Origin of the sequence: Peribacillus glennii, assembly GCF_003429105.1 — a bacterium.
GTDB lineage: Bacteria > Bacillota > Bacilli > Bacillales > DSM-1321 > Peribacillus > Peribacillus glennii.
In genome coordinates this window covers 57195-74662 of the sequence record NZ_QVTD01000010.1, presented here as the reverse complement: position 1 = coordinate 74662, position 17468 = coordinate 57195, and the positions used below count along the sequence as shown (strand labels likewise).

The following is a 17468-nucleotide window of genomic DNA, read 5'->3' as shown; positions in this document are numbered from 1 at the left end:
CAAAAAGCGAAGAGTTGGATTGGAATCCAGCATTTCGTTGGCGGGACATGCACATGAAAAAAAGCTGCCTTCAAAAACAGAATGCGGGATCCCGGTCGGTTTGGGCAAATGGCCTGCCTTATAAAGATGCCCAAATTCCGGGTACTGCAATTCTATTTGAAGGTCAGCTTTTAGTTAGATAGCTCGATTACAGACCATGCCTACGGCTTTATCTTTACAAAGGCTGGCCATTCGACACGCAACTAATGTTTATTTGGATGTTTGTTCAGCAGCTTCCAGCCTGCCTGCCCCGAACTTTCGGTATGCCCCGTGCATGGTCGGGCCAACATATTCATTCAATTTCCAGGAATGGCGGATCGCTTCTGTGATGAAATCCTTTGCTGTATAAATGGCTTCACGGACAGGCTTGCCCTTAGCCAATTCCGCCGTGATTGCTGCGGAATATGTGCAGCCCGCGCCATGTGTATAGGTGGTTTCAATCCGTTCTGATTCAAGAATCTCAAACGTTTCCCCATCATATAAAAGGTCGATTGCCTGATCATGCTCAAGCTTGCTTCCGCCTTTGACCAAGACATATTTTGCACCGGATTCATGAATCTTTACAGCGGCTTCTTTCATATCTTCAACATTGCGGATCGGGCCGATTCCCGACAGCTGCCACGCCTCAAAGAGATTCGGTGTCACAACGGCAGCGCGGGGAACAAGAACATCGCGAAGGGCAACAGCAGTTTCAGGATGCAGAACCTCGTCCTCACCTTTACAAACCATTACCGGATCGATCACGACATTCTGGAGACCGAGTTCGTCAATTTTTCTGGCTGCAAGTTCAATGATCTCAACGGAACCAAGCATGCCAGTCTTCATGGCATCGATGCCGACAGAAAGAATGGTTTCCAATTGGGCTTTTACTGTATCAATGGATTGGGGGTATACATGGTGGGACCAGCCGTCTTTTGGATCCATTGACACAATGGTCGTCAGCGCCGTCATTCCGTATACGCCAAGCTCCTGGAAGGTTTTAAGGTCAGCTTGAATGCCTGCTCCGCCGCTGGAGTCAGATCCGGCAAGACTCAATGCTTTTTTCATTATCATAGAATAACCTCCTAAGGAAAAAAGAATTTTTTGACTATTTATTATTTTCACTAAATTGAACCGTATTAATCATATAACACTATCCTTTTGATGTAAAACCGAACAGATTGCGGCCAGATAAGGTGTTTAACGATAAATTAATAGGGTTTTCTTGCGAAGAAGAATGGTAATGTGTACAGTAAAAAAACAATGTGAAAACCAGTGTATAATAAAAATAGAGAAGGTGACTGGAATGGATGTAACGGCTTTGCTTCTCGCAGGAGGGAAATCCAGCAGGATGGGCACGAATAAAGCCATGCTGCCGATGTTTCAAAAAGCGAGCATTGAAAACATAGCCACAGAGTTAAATAAGATTGCCGGACATGTGCTGTTAATTTCAAACTCACCTGATGAATATTCATTTTTGGGACTCCCGATGGTACCGGACCAATATCACGGAATGGGCCCGCTTGGAGGGCTGCATGCCGGACTTACTGCTTCCAAAACGGATACTGTCTTCGTTTCTGCGTGTGATATGCCATTTATTAAAGCGGCAGTAATGGAAGAAATGCTAGGCAATCTGGAAAATTATGATGCACTCGTTCCCGAAATAGACGGACAGCTCCATCCTCTTTTTGCCATTTATCGAAAAACATGTTTACCGATTCTGACAAGCTGTTTGGAAGCAAGAGAGCTGAAAATGGTCCATTTTCTCGAAAAATTGAACGCTAAAATAATGAAGCATACAGAATTTCAGTTATATACGAAAAATCACAAGCTCTTTTCTTATCTATTCTATAACATGAATAATCCCCAAGAATACGAAGAGGCCAAGAAGATCGAATCTCATTTCAATCCTCAAATATGATAGGATATGTATTGTGGGGGTCAGTCCCCCGTTGGTTTAAAGCGTTACCGTAGCGGGGGACTGTCCCCCAGAAAGGGTGAAACCATGAATTTTGAACTATCAAAGGATCCCATCCAAGTCCAGGCTGTTATCGATAAGGTTGTGGCGAGGGAAGCAGGTGCCATTACGACATTTATCGGCACTGTGAGGGAATTTACGAAAGGAAAAAAGACGCTTTTCCTTATATATGAAGCTTATGAGTCGATGGCCGTAAAAAAGCTTGAACAAATCGGCAAAGAAATAGAAGAACGCTGGCCGGACACAAAAATTGCCATTACCCATAGAGTCGGCAAGCTGGGTATCACCGATGTCGCAGTGGTCATCGCGGTTAGTACGCCGCATCGAAATGATGCGTATGAAGCCAATCGCTATGCTATTGAAAGAATCAAGGAAATCGTGCCAATTTGGAAGAAGGAGCATTGGGAAGACGGGGAAAAGTGGATAGGCAATCAGCTCGAAACGGTGGGCTATCCAACCGGAAAGCCTGAAGAGGAGGATTTAAATGGTTAAAGTACTCTTTTTTGCACACTTGAAGGATGAAGCAGGCCAAGAAGAGATCTCAATAGAAGGGAACGGATTCACCGTTGCTCAGGTGAAAGATAAGATTGCGGCTGACTTAGGAATAGCGACATTGGATTCCGTCATGACGGCCGTGAATGAAGAATTTGCCAATGACGAAACAATTGTCTCAGAAGGAGATACGGTTGCGTTTATTCCGCCTGTCAGCGGTGGGTGACCATAGCAATCGGATTGGAGAGATGATCATGAATGAACGTTATTCGCGGCAAACCCTGTTTCATCCTATTGGCGACCGCGGACAAGAAAAAATCCGCAGCAAGCATGTCCTGTTAATAGGTGCTGGTGCACTTGGCTCTGCCAATGCGGAATTTTTGACGAGAGCAGGAATCGGGAAGCTTACGGTTGTGGATCGCGATTATGTGGAAGAAAGCAATTTGCAGCGGCAGCAATTATATACGGAAAAAGACGTCCGTGATAAGCTTCCGAAAGCTGAAGCCGCCAAAATGCATTGCAACGATATCAACAGGGAAGTGGAAATCGAAGCACTAATCATGGACGGCACAGCCCAGTCGCTTGAGCCGCTTTTGGAAGGGGTTTCCTTGATTATTGACGCGACAGACAATTTCGAGACGAGGATGGTCATTAATGACCTATCGCAAAAGCACAGGATTCCATGGATTTATGGGGCTTGCGTCGGCAGTGTCGGAATGACCTTTACCATCATTCCGGGAGTGACTCCCTGCCTGAATTGCCTGCTAAGATCCATCCCGATCCAGGGGATGACCTGCGATACGGGCGGGATCATTTCCCCGGCAGTGCAGGTGGTCGTTGCCCATCAAGCAGCTGAGGCCTTAAAAATCCTGGTCGAGGATTTTGATGCCGTTCGCCAGGGATTCACGACATTCGATCTTTGGAGGAACCAATACCAGAGCATGAAAGTGGGAAAAGCAAAGAAACCAGACTGCCTATCCTGCGGCGATGCCCCGACGTACCCGTTTTTGACACCGGAAAATGCAACGAAAACAACCGTTCTGTGCGGAAGGGATACTGTCCAGGTACGGCCGCCTAAGCCCAGGAGGCTGCAGTTGGATAAACTGGGGAATGACCTTAACGGAAGCGGCTATGTCGTGAAATCGAATCCCTTTCTTTTATCCGTTGAGAAAGAAGGCGAGAGGATGGTCATTTTCCAGGATGGGCGTGCACTCATTCATGGTACGAAGGATATGTCCCACGCCAAAGCAATGTACCAGCGGATTTTAGGCTGAAATGAAGGGAATTACATCACATAAACCGCAGCTCGAGCTATGTAAATGCCACCGGCGGCGATTGTAAAAAGAGAGGCTGTCCCAAGCAAAGGGGTCAGGTCCCACGACACTATATCTAGAACTGAACCTTAATCAAGTTCTAAATATAGTTGTCTCTGTGGGTCAGACCCCTTATGGGGACAGCCTCTTTTGCTATGTTTGTTAAACAGGATGCTAAAATGCATAACGCATATTACTCATATAATGGTCCAGTAAGGACAATGTAAAGTTTAATTTACTTTTGTTTCATTGCTTGCCACCAGCACGACTTTTCCATTATCCAGTTCCTTTTCATATTGTTCGGCTTCTGAGTCAGTCAATCCCAGGGAACTCATTTTTGAACGGAGTTCATCACCGCGGGATTTAAACATATTTCCCATTGCATCGAGCAACCCTTGTTCCTTCAATCCAACTTCTCCTGTATCAGTATTTTCTGTCAGATGCTCTGAGCGGTCTTTGTCATGGGCAAATAAATAAATATCATTTTGGTCAAACCCGGATGACATTAAATGATCGATTTTCTCCTTGGCTTGAACTCCATTTTGAACTACATGAACTTGATACATACTGATTCCTCCTTAAAATAATTGGTTCACTCAAGTTGTTGGGATGATGGGACAGCTATATTTGTTATTTAACCTGTATCAACGGCAGTAAAACATCATTTTTTTTACCGTGCCTGTAAATCATTGGTATGACACTCGTTAATAGGTTGTAAACCGGAAGGTTTTTTGTAAACGGTACAGTGCATATTTCATGGCGGGAAGCTTGTCCTGGTATTCTTGGTAATCAGCCGTAAATGTTCCATCCTTGTTCGTCCAAATGCGGGTAAAATAAGCTTCTACGTCCTTGGAAATCTTTGTGGTGCGGGGAGCATGGATTTCAATGTTAGCTTCGAGGTTATAATCGTCCAGATTACGCTCCGTATAATTGGCCGAGCCGCCTATGATAATGCTCTTTTCGGGTTTTTGAACGAGCATCAGTTTTGTATGGAATTGTTCTTTTTCGGTTTTGTACCAGCGGATTTCTATGTTTTCTTCGCCCAATTCCTGTAGCTCGGCAGCAACAGGCAAATTCGGAAGCCCTATTTTGTCCGCTCCAAATGCGTTTTGGTTTGGGTCGAGCACCATGTTGATTTTCACTCCGCGCCGGGCAGCCCGCGTTAGCTCCTCCACGACTGTGCGGTCTGCAATATAAAACATGCCAAGCCAGATGTGATCTCCTGTTTTTGTCTCACGGATGGTTTTTAGGATATGTTTATATATCTTGCCTTCGGTCACGAGCTGGACTGTTACAGGTCCTTTTGGTTCAGCTTTTTCTTTATATCCCGGAAACTTGTCCGGCCCTTTGGAAAATTTGCCGACAGCCTCTTCAGCCTCCACTAAATCTCCAATAAAATTGCCATCCGTCTGAAAGGCGATATTGGAGTGATAACCGCTCGCATCGTGGGGATTGGCTGATGATATGAGTGCTGTTTTCTCAGTGGCCAGGACTTTTCGATGATTTGCTTTCACATTGAAAAGGCGCAGATAGGATCGAAGGGTAACTTTTGGTGCATTTTCCGCCATAGGGTTGCGGATCCAGCCATAGCCGCCTTCACCAAACCATTGGAAAAACGTGCGGTACAAACCTGAGTACAACGGATTGGAATCACGAAGCCGGTCCAGGTCCGTGATAACGACTTGGATTCCGTGTTTCTTTAGTTTTTCGATTTCCTTAGACTTATACGAGTTGTATGACGTATTGATTTCATCTGTGATAAAAATGACTTGTATGTCCGGATCCTTTTTCTTCCGGGCTATTAGTTTATTGGTCAAGGTTTCACTGATATGCGGGTACCGTCTTTTTTCATCATAGTAGCCATTAAAAAGAAACATATCGACGACTACAAATTGTTCTGCCTCCTCTATTGCTTTGTAAATCTGGTTAAAGATCTTCCGTTCATGCACCATCTTCCCTTTTTCATCTTTATAGGAAAGGTCATATAAGAATTGGATATCGTTGGCCCGATACACCTTTCCTTCATAAGAAACACCCCCAGGCAACGGTTTATATTGGTTATAGACAATTACGAGCGAGACTATTATGAAAAGCAGGGCCGTTATATATATGAGTTTTCTTGCATTCCATTTCTTGTTATCTTTTTTCATCGTAAACCTCCTAAACTGGAATGGGCCTTCCCTTTTTATATATCCAAAATTGCGGGAGCAAGAAACCTTGCAAGCCAGCAATCATTTTCAAGTGGAGGCACACTTATCCTTTTTAGATAAAATTTGTGTAAAGGGAAGAGAGGAGAGGTATAAACCAATATCAGATAAAGTGTATTTTTCGTATAATTGTGTACAGAGCACAATTGGGAGGAGGACTGTATCATGGACAGGGAGATTTTGAATAATGACTGGAAGCCATTGCTGGCTGATGAATTTTCAAAGGAATATTATAAAGAGCTTCGCGGCTTCCTGAAAGAAGAGTACAGCAAGCATACAATCTATCCGGCTTCCGATGATATCTTTAATGCACTGCACTATACACCTTATGGCAAGGTGAAGGCCGTGATATTGGGACAAGATCCGTATCACGGGTCAAACCAGGCACATGGCCTGAGCTTTTCCGTTAAACCTGGCGTAGTTTTGCCGCCATCATTGAAAAATATATTCAAAGAACTTCATGACGACCTTGGATATAGATTGCCGAATAATGGTTTTTTAGTGGAATGGGCCGAGCAGGGAGTGCTGCTGCTTAATACGGTATTGACAGTGCGTGCGGGGGAAGCCAATTCACACCGCGGAAAAGGGTGGGAAACATTTACGGATAAAATCATCACTCGTTTAAGTGAAAGGGAGAAGCCGATGGTGTTTGTATTGTGGGGAAAGCCTGCACAAAATAAAATTCCATTGATAGATACAAGTCGGCACCATATCATTGCCTCTGTCCATCCCAGCCCTCTTTCGGCGCGGAGGGGCTTCTTTGGGAGCAGGCCTTTTTCACAAATAAATTCTTGCTTGAAGGCTTGGGGAGAAAAGGAGATCGATTGGCAGATTTCCGATATTTAAGATTCCAAAACATCGACAATGTTCCACATGAAACAATTAAGAATGACATATTATGAAATGAGCGGGGATCATCAAGGTGGAAAAGAAAATAAATTGCATGAAGTGTAAATACTTTTTCGTTACCTGGGATAAAAATTTTCCTAAGGGCTGCAAGGCGTTCAATTTTAAAACAGCCATTCTCCCTTCACAGGACGTGTACCGTTCATCCGGACAGCAATGCATGAAGTATGAGGAAAAGGCTTTACGAAAACCGTGAGGCATCTGATTCGTTTTTTACCATCGATATAAACTTCTTTTAGCTGCATTTTGTTTCACAGGCATTTTTTTGATAAGCTAGTAAAAGGGAGTTTTTTTGTTAAAGCAAAAACTCTAGTGAGGTGTGAGAGTGGATATTTCGTCGGAAAAAGTAATAGATAAAATGGATGAATTGTTGCATAAGGCTAAAAACACGGAATCGCATGAAAAGTTGCGGGGATATGTTACAGCAATCCAGGCATTATGTGATATTTTGCTTGAAGAAACAGGTACAGCCGAGACTTATTCAGCGGGCAGCTTGTCCACGAACGTTCAGTCTCCTGCATACAGCCAGCCGGCCTTTAACCAGTCAACCGTTCCCGTGCAGCCTGTGATTTCATCGGTACCGCAATCAAAACCTGTGAAGATGGACGACGCGAATGGTGATTCTTTATTTGACTTTTAATTAGTTGTTTTATGGCTGCCTCTTGCCGGCCATTCATCGAAATACATATACAGAGAGGAGTATCTGATTTGAAGCTGTTCATTATTTTGGGGGCAATAAACGCTTTCGTCGCGGTTGCTTTAGGTGCATTCGGAGCACATGGCCTGGAGGGGCGCATCCCGGATAAATATTTGGAAACATGGAAAACGGGGGTTACCTATCAAATGTTCCATGCAACCGGTTTGCTGGTGGTTGGCATTCTAGCAGCTAAAATGGCAGGATCACTTTTGTCATGGTCAGGCTGGTTGATGCTCATTGGCATCCTATTATTCTCAGGAAGCCTTTATGTATTGAGCGTCACCCAAATCAAGGTGTTGGGTGCGATAACTCCTTTAGGGGGAGTATCCTTCCTGGCGGCATGGGTTTTGCTGATAATAGCCGTAAATAAGCATTTGTAAAAAGACGATGGCTTTCAGGGATTGTTCCGTTTCCCTAAGCCATCCTCTTTTTTATCGGGCCGTGACCTGCCATTGTTGCTGCCTATCTTGGGGGATAAGCGGCCAGCCCGCCTCCGCCGGCGTATGGATATTCATATTCGATTTCTTCATCAAATGTCACATAATCAACAGAAACCATAGTGAGCAGATAACGCATGCCGGTTTGCGGGTCGCTAAGGATCAGATGGTCCCGCCCCGCGGCTTCAATGATGCCCTTGAATACCTTGGAATTCCATTCCCGGCTTCCTTCAAACGTTGCATAAACGGTTGCAAGCTTCCCTCTATTTAGGCGGAGGATATTTTCAATGTAAGATTCTTCGGCTGGAAGCATTCCGGCTCCGGGTTGAGCACCTGGCGCTGCGGCTTGCTGTCCGGGTGCCGGCTGGCCGGTTTGCGGGCCTTGGCCCTGCTGGTAACCTGCGGTGGTCCCGGGATAACCTGCAGGATACTGAGCGTACTGCTGTCGATCGTTACGCAGTGCAGGATTTACATTTGCATAAGGATAATAGGGTGCATTGTACCCGTAACCTCCGTAGGAATTCTGTTTGTTTTGCTGACTCATCAATCTCCCTCCAACTCATTAGTAGTAAGTAGCAGGAACCCTCCTGCCAGTTTGGGATAAAACGCTTCTTAGCACTATTTCATATGTATGGTTGATTGTTCTGATTTATGCCAAACAGTTGGAAGGAAACAGGGCACACCGTAACGGCCCTAGAATATAATCCGATTAGCGAATCTTTGAAAAGGTAAAGTAAGGGGTAAAGTGAGTTCTAAGATTTGAAACTCATTTGTGAAGACATAAGGGTGTGGCGGATTTAGTCTTAATTGTATTGTCCGAAAAAAAAGCCCCCTGGGCGGGAGCTTCCGTTTTATACGTGAAAATATGAAGAGATGCGCTCCTGGGGCAATATATTTCCAACGAAGAAGGAGCCGAATTCTCCATAGCGTGCACTGACTTCGTCAAAGCGCATTTCATATACAAGCTTCTTGAATTGGAGCACATCGTCCGCAAACAATGTAACGCCCCATTCATAATCGTCAAAGCCGACAGAGCCGGTGATGATTTGCTTTACCTTTCCGGCATATTGGCGTCCGATCATACCGTGTGAACGCATCATGCTGCGGCGGTCTTCCATAGGCAGCATGTACCAGTTGTCATCGCCCTGGCGGCGCTTGTCCATTGGATAGAAGCAGACGTGCTTTGCTGTCGGAAGAATTGGGTACAGCCGGGCCTGGATTTGTGGATTTTGGTACGGATCCTCACCAGCCGGCAGGTAATTGCTCAATTCAACCACTGAAACATAGGAATGGGCCGGAACCAAGTATTCCGCAAGCTTCGATTTATTGAATTCCATTTCAATTTCGTTTAGTTCTTCCATTGTAGGGCGGACAAACATCAGCATGAAATCAGCCTTTTGCCCGACGATTGAATAAAGGGCATGGCTGCCTTCTTTTTGGCTTTGTATCGTATTCCATTTGTCCAATAAACCGTTAAACTCCGAGATAGCCGCCTGGCGCTCATCGCTTGACAGTGTTTTCCAGGCTGTCCAATCAATCAGGCGGAAATCGTGGAGGCAATACCAGCCATCAAGTGTTTGTGCTGCTTCACTCATTGCGATCACTCCTAAATGTCGTTACGTTCACCCATAACTATACCATAGTTTTTTATAAAGGATATTTCCTGGCGATTCCATATACCATTTGTTCAATAAATGTTCATATTTTCCCATCATATCCCGGAAGTGAAAATTTAAACATAAGGCGTGAGGTTGACCGCCATACTAAATTATGGGTTTACCGAAACGGCTAAAAGGAAAACATGTAAAAGAATCACAGGGTGTTATTATTTTCAGAATAAAAAAACATCGGTGTTGAAAACGGTGACAATTTCCTCATCAATAGAAAACTTTAGGTTGAACAGGTATCCTAATAAGGAAATCAATGATAAGAGCATGTTTATTTCGGTTTTGCCATGAAGTTGTGAATGGATGTTACGAATCATGAAGGAGGATATTACATGAGTGATTTATTTGAATCGTTAAAAGTGAAAATTAATGGCAACAATTTGCGGATTGTTTTTCCAGAGGGATTGGATGAGCGTATCCTCACAGCGGCGGGCAGGCTGGCGGAGGATGGGCTTTTGGTGCCAATTTTGATCGGCAATATTGAACAAGTGCAGGAAAAGGCAAACTCTTTAGGCGTTTCCCTTGAAGGCGCGGAAATCTATGACCCTAATAATTATCTCATGATGGACGAGCTTGTGGCATCATTCGTGGAACGGCGCAAGGGGAAGGCTACCGAAGAAGAGGCAAGAAGGATCCTGCTGGATGAAAATTACTTTGGCACGATGCTTGTGCACACCAACAAAGCGAACGGCCTCGTAAGCGGCGCCGCCCACTCTACGGCTGATACGGTTCGTCCCGCCCTTCAGATCATTAAAACAAAGGAAGGCGTACGCAAAACATCCGGTGTTTTCATCATGGTTCGCGAGGATGAAAAGTATGTTTTTGCTGATTGTGCAATCAATATCGCACCGAATAGCACAGACCTTGCCGAAATTGCGGTGGAAAGTGCACGAACTGCGCAAATGTTCGATATTGAACCTCGCGTCGCCATGCTGAGCTTCTCTACGAAAGGTTCCGCTAAATCGCCGGAAACCGAACGGGTTACACAGGCTGTGGAAGAAGCAAGGAAAATGGATCCAATGCTGATTTTGGACGGAGAGTTCCAGTTTGATGCCGCATTTGTTCCTTCCGTAGCCGAGAAAAAAGCACCGGGAGCGCTGATCCAGGGAGATGCAAATGTCTTTGTTTTCCCAAGCCTTGAAGCCGGCAATATTGGCTACAAAATTGCACAGCGCCTGGGGAACTTTGAAGCTGTAGGACCAATCCTGCAGGGCTTAAAGCGTCCGGTCAATGATCTTTCCCGGGGCTGCAATGCCGAAGATGTGTATAAACTGGCATTGATCACTGCTGCCCAGGCACTTCAACAATAAGAACACCAAACTGCCCCGCTGCTTAAGCCGGGGCAGTTTTTTTCTGGGCAATTGAATGCTCGCGAAGCCTTCGTTTTGGCTCACACTTGGTCTTATGGCTTATGTCGCTAAAATGAACACGACCGCCAACGGGAAGATGATCTAACGGCTGTAATGCATCCAGATGCAGGGGCGAACCGCTTATAACCAGGCAATCCTGCCTCTGCCCGGGATTTCCAGCATGCATATATGTTATAATCAAGTTATTGATTTTGTTAAAAAGGACGAGAATATATGCACGATATAGATTCTTTATTAATGCAGCCCGAATGGCGCATTATCGATCAAACAACGTTAGGTCCCCGGTTTCATGCCTTGCAGTCTTTTGCGATGGATGATACGCTTTGCGCTTCAGTCGGAGCTGGAGATTCCCCGGCCGCCGGCAGGGCGTGGGTTCATCACCGTACAGTGGTGCTCGGGATCCAGGACAGCAAACTTCCCCTGTTGGATAAGGGGATTTCATTTCTGGAGGATAAAGGGTACCAGGTGATTGTGAGAAATTCAGGCGGCCTTGCGGTTGTCCTTGACGAAGGGGTGTTAAATCTGTCGCTGGTCTTCCCGGAAACGGCGGGAAAAATCGATATAAACCGAGGCTATGATTCGATGTGGGAATTGGTCAAGCTGATGTTTGCCGATTTTCCTGTTGAAATCGATGCCAGGGAAATTATCGGATCTTATTGCCCTGGAAGCTATGATCTGAGCATTGGCGGAAAAAAATTCGCCGGAATTTCGCAGAGGAGGATCCGCGGCGGGGTAGCGGTCCAAATATATCTGTGTGTGACCGGAAGCGGACCGCAGAGGGCGGCACTCGTAAAAGAATTTTACGGAGAAGCCATAGGGCAGGTTAAGAGTAAATTTTCGTATCCCGACATACAGCCGGAGGTAATGGCTTCTTTGTCGGAACTGCTGAATAAACCGCTTACGGTCCAGGATGCCATGCTCCGCTTTTTACAGACCCTTAAAAAGGTGAGCGGCAACATAACGTCCGGCCAACTGTCGCCGCAGGAGCTCCCTCTCTATGAGTCTTATTACGCAAGGGTAGTGGCGAGGAACGAAAAGGCCGGCCTTTAAATAAAAAAGATTCACAAGAAGGTAATGCGCGAAACAGAAAAAAATCTGTTAAATCCGGAGTCCGGGTTAAACAGATTTTTTTGGCGAAAAGAAAATATATGACTTTCAATCTGCATAAGTCAGAACACGAGTCTATGCGCGCCATATCCTTATGTTCGCCTGCATGACCCACATCCTCACAAAAGCTACCGCTTTGTTTCGTGTGATGTAAAGCTGCCGAAGCCTTCCTTGTGCGGTAGGTCCGGCTGCGCCTCTGCCTTACTTATTCAAGGTTTACCAATCGGTGCGTTTTCTAACAAGGGGAGAAGCTGTGCTAACTTATGATCCCGCTATTCGGCTAACTTCTCCAAATTTCCATTGCGGTCCATTTTAAATTTAGTAGCCGGGCGCTCATCATCCTCCAACAGGACCAATTTTCTTGCTCTATTCATGATTTTCATCAATGTCTCGTAATCTTCCTGGATCATGCCTGTATTCTCTTCCAAATAGGAAACCTTTTTCTCAAGCTCCGAGTTGCGCTTTCTCAGGTCCGCGATTTCCAGCTTCAATCTTTCGTTCTCGGATTTTAGCACTTCGGCATGAAGGGAACTATTATTCATAGATTGAAGATAGCTTATCACCATCTCTAGTGTCAGGTTTCCTGCCGGGTTTGCGGCTATGATTGCCGGTTCCGGCAATGCGGCAAATTCAAGGGGTTCAGGCACATGGATAATCGCAGTTTCATTATTATCATACTCAGTTGCAAATTCAGTATCTATTACAGGATCTGGCTCGACTATTTCCTGAGGCGTAACAACAATATCCTGAATGGTCGGGGATGGAGGGGTGTAAAGCAGTTTTTTCTTGCCTCCCTGGTCCTTCCCTAAAATTCTTTGGCGCTGTTTTCGTTGTTTTTTGGCCAGTTGGAGAGCTTTCTCATAATTATGGCGTACGACCGCATTCCAGCGGAAGCCGCATGCTGCCGATGTTCGGTTGAGCTTGTCCCCAACCTCCTCAAACGCGTTTAATTGTGTGCTGCCTTCACGGACATGCCGCAGTACAGTCTCTGCCAAAAGTAAATCATCTTCCTCTGTCCAAGCGTCTTGACGGACTTTCATCATACCTACTCCCTTTCCTTTCATTTAGTAAAAATTCATAGCTTAGTAAGTGGATATTGCTTCAGAAATCCCATTGCCGGCCATAACTGGTGGCAAATGTGTGGTTAAACTAAGTGTTCTAGTTACATCTTGGACAGGTTGCCGCCTTTTTATACAAAAAAGTTAAAAGGATAATAGTTTTTTTCTAAGAGATACAGATAGGACGATTTGCCGTTGATTTTGCCATGGATCCGCTCTTGAAATCCGCTGCCCGAAAATGTAAAATACGCTTTAGTGCTTTAGAGTCAGGCGATGGATCCATCGTTCATCATAAAGAAAAGAAAGGTTGGTGACTCTCTGAATGTCAAATGAATTCAGGGTATGTGACGACTGCCAGGCAACGAATATCAAGACACTTATCCCCCGTTTGGAAAAGCTCGATCCGGACGCGGTAATAGATATTGGCTGCCAATCATATTGCGGCCCCGGCCGGAAGAAATCTTTCGCGTTTGTGAATAACCGTCCAGTTGCCGCTCCGACGGAAGATGAATTAATTGAAAAGATTGATAAAAAGATTAAATAAATGTAATCACCGGCATCCATCCAATATGCAGCGGTGATTTTTATTTTCATCCACCTGGGCAAAAATATTTTTTTATTGTCAAAATCCGTCGTTTCTTGTTGATTACACTTAATTTTTTCATGTTTCGCTCTGAAAACACCTTCCGCAAAATATGAATTTTTTCGGGAAACGAGCTATAATAGAATCTATATAGACGTCAATGTACGAACCAAAAATATACAGATTACGAGTTGACCATTTTATAAAAGAGGGTAGTGCATGGGATATTCCGCTGAAAAGCTTAGTGAAGAAAAAGTATTTAAAGACCCGGTCCACCGATACGTCCATGTGCGGGACAGGGTGATATGGGATTTAATAGGGACCAGGGAATTTCAGCGTTTGCGCCGTATCCGCCAGCTGGGGACCACTTTTTTGACCTTCCATGGCGCGGAACACAGCAGGCTGAACCACTCGCTCGGTGTTTATGAAATTGTCCGCCGCATCATCGACGATTTTTTTGCCGGAAGGCCCGAATGGGACGGACAGGAGCGGCTTCTTTCCTTATGCGCGGCCCTGCTGCATGATTTAGGGCACGGCCCATTCTCACATTCTTTCGAAAAGGTTTTCGATTTGGACCATGAGCATTTTACCCGGCAGATCATTTTGGGGGATACGGAAGTCAACCGTGTCCTTAGCAAGGTAGACACACTTTTCCCGAAAATGGTTGCTGAAGTGATCGCTAAAACCTATGAAAACAAACTGGTGGTCAGCTTGATTTCAAGCCAGATCGATGCAGACCGGATGGACTATTTGCAAAGGGATGCCTATTTTACGGGAGTTAGCTATGGTCATTTTGATATGGAACGGATCTTGCGGGTCATGAGGCCGCGCGAGGACCAGGTGGTCATTAAACATAGCGGGATGCATGCAGTAGAGGACTACATAATGAGCCGCTATCAAATGTACTGGCAGGTTTATTTTCATCCGGTAACCCGCAGCGCGGAAGTCATCCTTACGAAAATATTGCATCGCGCCAAGCGTTTATATGAATCCGGATATCAATTTAAACATGAGCCGCGACATTTTTATTCGCTTTTTGCGGGGGATGTAAGCTTAGAGGATTACTTGAAAATGGATGAATCGATGATGCTCTATTACTTTCAGATGTGGGAAGAAGAGAGCGATCCAATCCTGAGCGACCTTTGTGATCGTTTCGTAAACCGTAAGCTGTTCAAATATACGGAATTTCATCCTTCCAATGACCAGATGAATAAATTAATGGAACTGAACAGTCTCTTTAAAAAGGCCGGAATCGATCCGGAATATTATCTGGTGGTGGATTCCTCATCAGACTTGCCATATGATTTTTACCGACCGGGTGAAGAAGAAGAACGGCTTCCAATCCACTTGCTTAAGAACAACGGGGATATCCGTGAATTGTCACGGGAATCAGAAATCGTCGATGCGATATCCGGCAAAAGAAGAACGGACCACAAGCTATACTTTCCCGAAGACCTGCTGCGTGAGGGCCCATCGAAAAGAAATATCAAAAGACAGATACGCAAGCTGTTAGAGCTTGAATAATGAAGAAAATTTTATTAACAGGCAAAAAAGGATGAAATTGGGTGAGGAGTGAAATGCTTTGTTCAAGGATCATGCAAAGATTATCAATGCCATTTCGGCTGCTGGCGAAATAGCGGGGAGGAAAAAACTGCAGAAGATTATTTATATCGCCAAGAAGCTATCATTCCCTTTCCAGGAAAAGTTCACCTTCCATTTTTATGGGCCATATTCCGAAGAGTTGACGCTTCGGATCGAAGAACTGTGCAATATGGGGTACCTGAATGAAGTCAAGGAGAAAAAGGCGGGCTATTACCAGTATTGCTATTCTATTACCGGCCCCGGAGAAGACTTTCTATCCATGCATGATTTGGACATGCCCGCGTTAAAAAACTGCCTCCTGGATATGAATGGGCAAAATGCGCGTTTTTTGGAGCTCGTATCGACAGTCCTTTATTTTGATACGCTGGAAAAAGAAGAAGTAGCGGAAAAGATTTTCACATTAAAAAGCAAACAAAAATACACACATGAAGAAATAGATGAAGCCTATGAGTATATCAGGCAGCTAAGGGAGAAAGCTGCGGCTGATCAACCGAATATTCAAGGATAGAAAAAACGCTTGGAACATAACATTTCCAAGCGTTTTTCGTACTTATCGGTAACTAATCGATGTTTGCATTATTGCCGCCGCGCTTATTTGTCACTCCAACGTTTCCCGGCCTCGGCATGATGATTCTTTTAGAGAAGATATGTGACTAGCAGAAGGTGACGGGGATCCAGATAAGAAATATCATCTGTTTTAACTTCTGTTAGGTTTTCCTGTATACTATTGGTAACAAGAGATTGGGGAGAAGGAAAGTGGAGAACTTTTTTGATCAATTTTTAGCATATGAATTGGAAGAAATACCATATGTTGTAGCGGTGTTACTGATTGCTTTCACGATACACGAATTTTCCCATGCCTATGTTGCCTATAAATTCGGCGACCCGACCGCAAAGGAGCAGGGACGGGTCACATTAAACCCGGTCAGCCATATAGACCCGCTTGGAACCTTGCTGTTGCTGATTGCTGGTTTTGGATGGGCAAGGCCGGTACCGGTAAATCGATTTAATTTCAAAAGGCCCAGGCTTGCCGGCATCCTAGTTTCTTTCGCAGGCCCCCTTAGCAATTTGCTTATCGCAGCCATAGGGTTTATCATTTGGTACAGCCTCGTTGGGGCCGGGCAGGATGCCTCCGGACCTGCATACACCTTTTTCAATATGTTGATCCAAATCAACATTGTACTCTTTGTTTTTAATTTGCTGCCTTTGCCTCCGCTGGATGGATATCACATCCTGCAGGACTTGGCACCGACAAATATCCGGGCAAAAATGATTCAATTTGAAGCTTACGGGGCGCTGATCTTTTTGATACTGGTGATTACACCGTTGGACCAGTATACAATCCAGCCGATATTTCAGGTTATCCTGCCAACGGTCATACATGGGATGAATGATTTTTTTGCCGGGTTATTCAGGTAAGGTTACCCTTTGAAAATAAAGGAGGAAAACGAGATGGAAGATAAGCCTAAACAAAAACTGGGCTTCAATATTATAAAAAATGATCCGACAGAAGGGCACGGCGGTTTTGGTGCGGGTGTACTGACACTCGACAATATCTCCCCGGTCATCATTGATGTGGAAGCAGGGGAGGCGGCCGTGGATGTCGGCGCCATGCATGCCCGGAGTGCGGTCGAGAAGGGAATCAAATTCCTGAAAACGAAAGAAGAAGTTCCGAACGGCAAGCCGTATTGGCTGGTATGGGTGACGATCGAGACAACGGAGAAGGGGCCGCTTTATGCAGGCGTAACCGCATGTGAGATGACGGTCGACCGTTCAATCAGAAGGGGATATAAATCATTGCCAGAGCATGTAAACCGGATGGATAAATCACTGAAACGCCATATTATCGTCGGTGATATGGATGATAAATCGAAGGCAATACTGGCAGATTTTTTGAAGAGCCATAATGCAGATATGTGGAACAATTCCTCTGATGAATTGAAAAAAGGATTGGCAGTGGATTCCGGCGCTTGAACGGAATCCCCTGCATCGCTAAATAGTACAGACTTTTTAAAAGTGTCAAAATTTTTAAA

22 protein-coding genes are annotated in these 17468 nt (G+C 45.0%); 15 read left to right on the top strand and 7 right to left on the bottom strand.

What is annotated here, in order from left to right:
- Positions 1–53: 53 nt before the first annotated feature.
- Positions 54–182 (top strand): hypothetical protein, encoded by a 129-nt coding sequence (locus tag D0466_RS23345; protein WP_267897393.1) that lies wholly within the window; start codon positions 54–56, stop codon positions 180–182.
- A gap of 67 nt (positions 183–249) precedes the next feature.
- Here the strand turns inward: D0466_RS23345 and pdxK are convergent, their stop codons facing one another.
- Entirely contained in the window at positions 250–1092 is an 843-nt protein-coding gene (gene pdxK / locus D0466_RS14505) for a pyridoxine/pyridoxal/pyridoxamine kinase (RefSeq protein ID WP_199484565.1), read from the bottom strand.
- A 232-nt stretch (positions 1093–1324) separates the two neighbouring features.
- Between pdxK and mobA the strand changes: the two genes are divergently transcribed.
- The 4 genes from mobA to D0466_RS14485 all read left to right on the top strand — a co-directional run bounded on the left by mobA (position 1325) and on the right by D0466_RS14485 (position 3762).
- Positions 1325–1939, top strand: a complete 615-nt coding sequence (gene mobA, locus D0466_RS14500; protein ID WP_158555911.1) for a molybdenum cofactor guanylyltransferase — start codon at positions 1325–1327, stop codon at positions 1937–1939.
- 84 nt (positions 1940–2023) lie between these two features.
- Complete coding sequence (locus D0466_RS14495; protein ID WP_117323281.1) at positions 2024–2488, top strand: molybdenum cofactor biosynthesis protein MoaE; 465 nt, start codon at positions 2024–2026, stop codon at positions 2486–2488.
- Positions 2481–2714, top strand: coding sequence for a molybdopterin converting factor subunit 1 (gene moaD, locus D0466_RS14490; RefSeq protein WP_117323280.1), 234 nt, complete (start codon positions 2481–2483; stop codon positions 2712–2714). Before D0466_RS14495 ends, moaD begins: the two co-directional genes overlap by 8 nt.
- A gap of 28 nt (positions 2715–2742) precedes the next feature.
- Complete coding sequence (locus tag D0466_RS14485) at positions 2743–3762, top strand: MoeB/ThiF family adenylyltransferase (protein ID WP_117323279.1); 1020 nt, start codon at positions 2743–2745, stop codon at positions 3760–3762.
- Between the two features lie 269 nt (positions 3763–4031).
- Here D0466_RS14485 and D0466_RS14480 read toward each other — a convergent pair whose 3' ends face one another.
- Together D0466_RS14480 and D0466_RS14475 are read right to left on the bottom strand one after the other, a co-directional pair.
- Positions 4032–4367, bottom strand: coding sequence for a general stress protein (locus tag D0466_RS14480; protein ID WP_117323278.1), 336 nt, complete (start codon positions 4365–4367; stop codon positions 4032–4034).
- 138 nt (positions 4368–4505) lie between these two features.
- On the bottom strand, positions 4506–5951 hold the full coding sequence (locus tag D0466_RS14475) for a phospholipase D family protein (protein WP_117323277.1): 1446 nt from the start codon (positions 5949–5951) through the stop codon (positions 4506–4508).
- 222 nt (positions 5952–6173) lie between these two features.
- Between D0466_RS14475 and D0466_RS14470 the strand changes: the two genes are divergently transcribed.
- The 3 genes from D0466_RS14470 (at position 6174) to D0466_RS14455 (ending at position 7991) form a co-directional block, all read left to right on the top strand.
- A complete protein-coding gene (locus D0466_RS14470) occupies positions 6174–6854 on the top strand; it encodes a uracil-DNA glycosylase (protein WP_117323276.1) in 681 nt (226 codons plus the stop codon).
- Positions 6855–7239: 385 nt separating this feature from the next.
- Positions 7240–7554, top strand: coding sequence for a YwdI family protein (locus tag D0466_RS14460; RefSeq protein ID WP_117323275.1), 315 nt, complete (start codon positions 7240–7242; stop codon positions 7552–7554).
- 68 nt (positions 7555–7622) lie between these two features.
- Positions 7623–7991, top strand: coding sequence for a DUF423 domain-containing protein (locus D0466_RS14455; RefSeq protein WP_117323274.1), 369 nt, complete (start codon positions 7623–7625; stop codon positions 7989–7991).
- Between the two features lie 82 nt (positions 7992–8073).
- Here the strand turns inward: D0466_RS14455 and gerQ are convergent, their stop codons facing one another.
- Positions 8074–8592: a spore coat protein GerQ gene (gene gerQ, locus D0466_RS14450; RefSeq protein WP_117323273.1), complete on the bottom strand. Its 519-nt coding sequence runs from the start codon at positions 8590–8592 to the stop codon at positions 8074–8076.
- A 307-nt stretch (positions 8593–8899) separates the two neighbouring features.
- Positions 8900–9643 carry a hydrogen peroxide-dependent heme synthase gene (gene hemQ, locus D0466_RS14445; protein WP_117323272.1) on the bottom strand — a complete coding sequence of 248 codons (744 nt, stop codon included), beginning with the start codon at positions 9641–9643 and terminating at the stop codon, positions 8900–8902.
- Between the two features lie 404 nt (positions 9644–10047).
- On the opposite strand from hemQ, the gene pta reads away from it, so the two are divergent.
- Complete coding sequence (pta, locus tag D0466_RS14440; RefSeq protein ID WP_117323271.1) at positions 10048–11025, top strand: phosphate acetyltransferase; 978 nt, start codon at positions 10048–10050, stop codon at positions 11023–11025.
- Between the two features lie 22 nt (positions 11026–11047).
- Here pta and D0466_RS21915 read toward each other — a convergent pair whose 3' ends face one another.
- Positions 11048–11251: a hypothetical protein gene (locus D0466_RS21915; protein ID WP_158555910.1), complete on the bottom strand. Its 204-nt coding sequence runs from the start codon at positions 11249–11251 to the stop codon at positions 11048–11050.
- A 47-nt stretch (positions 11252–11298) separates the two neighbouring features.
- Here D0466_RS21915 and D0466_RS14435 point away from each other — a divergent pair, with 47 nt between their 5' ends.
- Positions 11299–12135 carry a lipoate--protein ligase family protein gene (locus D0466_RS14435; RefSeq protein ID WP_117323270.1) on the top strand — a complete coding sequence of 279 codons (837 nt, stop codon included), beginning with the start codon at positions 11299–11301 and terminating at the stop codon, positions 12133–12135.
- Between the two features lie 329 nt (positions 12136–12464).
- On the opposite strand, the gene D0466_RS14430 is transcribed toward D0466_RS14435, so the two are convergent.
- The gene (locus tag D0466_RS14430; RefSeq protein WP_117323269.1) at positions 12465–13232 is read right to left on the bottom strand and encodes an RsfA family transcriptional regulator; all 768 of its coding nucleotides are present in this window, start codon (positions 13230–13232) and stop codon (positions 12465–12467) included.
- 340 nt (positions 13233–13572) lie between these two features.
- On the opposite strand from D0466_RS14430, the gene D0466_RS14425 reads away from it, so the two are divergent.
- From D0466_RS14425 to D0466_RS14405, 5 genes are all read left to right on the top strand, one after another.
- Entirely contained in the window at positions 13573–13794 is a 222-nt protein-coding gene (locus D0466_RS14425) for a DUF1450 domain-containing protein (protein WP_117323268.1), read from the top strand.
- A gap of 258 nt (positions 13795–14052) precedes the next feature.
- Positions 14053–15357 carry an HD domain-containing protein gene (locus D0466_RS14420; protein WP_117323267.1) on the top strand — a complete coding sequence of 435 codons (1305 nt, stop codon included), beginning with the start codon at positions 14053–14055 and terminating at the stop codon, positions 15355–15357.
- A gap of 58 nt (positions 15358–15415) precedes the next feature.
- Positions 15416–15943: a YwgA family protein gene (locus D0466_RS14415; protein WP_117323266.1), complete on the top strand. Its 528-nt coding sequence runs from the start codon at positions 15416–15418 to the stop codon at positions 15941–15943.
- 248 nt (positions 15944–16191) lie between these two features.
- A complete protein-coding gene (locus D0466_RS14410; protein WP_117323265.1) occupies positions 16192–16854 on the top strand; it encodes a site-2 protease family protein in 663 nt (220 codons plus the stop codon).
- A 33-nt stretch (positions 16855–16887) separates the two neighbouring features.
- On the top strand, positions 16888–17409 hold the full coding sequence (locus tag D0466_RS14405; protein ID WP_117323264.1) for a YwhD family protein: 522 nt from the start codon (positions 16888–16890) through the stop codon (positions 17407–17409).
- The last annotated feature ends 59 nt before the right edge of the window (positions 17410–17468 follow it).